1 pseudogene is annotated in these 842 nt (G+C 60.0%); it reads left to right on the top strand.

Going from position 1 to position 842, the window contains the following annotated elements:
- The first annotated feature begins 89 nt into the window (after positions 1-89).
- Positions 90-826: pseudogene (locus tag ACFOM8_RS23040) on the top strand (IS5 family transposase).
- The last annotated feature ends 16 nt before the right edge of the window (positions 827-842 follow it).

Below are 842 nucleotides of genomic sequence, written 5' to 3' on the forward strand. Positions count from 1 at the left end.
CTAGGGCGTGTTGACGTTTGAGGATTTCCAAACTGGTCGCTGGCTGATTCAAGGCTGCCAAATGGGAGGCAACCTTGATCCGCACGACGTTGACCGACACACAATGGGCACTTATCGCTCCACATTGCCTTGGCCGGGAATGTGACCCTGGCCGCACCGGCCCCGACCCTCGGCTTTTTGTTGAGGCGGTTCTCTGGATAGTCCGGACCGGTTGTCCATGGCGCGACTTGCCGGCGGATTTCGGTAAGTGGAACTCAGTGTTCAAGCGGTTCCGGCGTTGGGTAAAGGCCGATGCGTTCTACCGCATGTTCCGAGCCTTGGCTGAAGATGCCGATTTTGAATACGCCATGATCGACGGCAGCATCGTCAAGGTTCACCGCCACGGACAGGGCGCAAAAGGGGGACTCAAAGCCAGGCCATCGGGCGCTCTCGCGGAGGGATAACAACCAAGATCATGGCTTTGGCCGATGCGGTCGGCAACCTGACCGACTTTCGGCTGCTGCCGGGACAGGCCCATGATCTGCGCGGCACAGGGGCGCTGATCGATGGCCTGACGTGTGGCCAACTTCTTGCCGACCGGGCGTTCGATGCCGATTGGCTGCGCGAGGCGCTAACCGGTGCAGGGATCGAGCCGGTCATTCCGCCAAAGTCCAACCGCCGCTTCCCCGCCGAATTCGACCGCGAAACCTACAAGTGGCGGCACCTGATCGAGAACCTCTTCGGCAGGCTCAAGGAATACAGAGGCATCGCCATGCGCTGCTGCAAGACTGATGAAAGTTTCAGCGCCTTCATTGCTCTCGCCGCAACCGTCATCCGACTCCGGTGAACGTCAACACACCCTA

The organism is Paracoccus angustae (assembly GCF_042648745.1).
Lineage (GTDB): Bacteria > Pseudomonadota > Alphaproteobacteria > Rhodobacterales > Rhodobacteraceae > Paracoccus > Paracoccus angustae.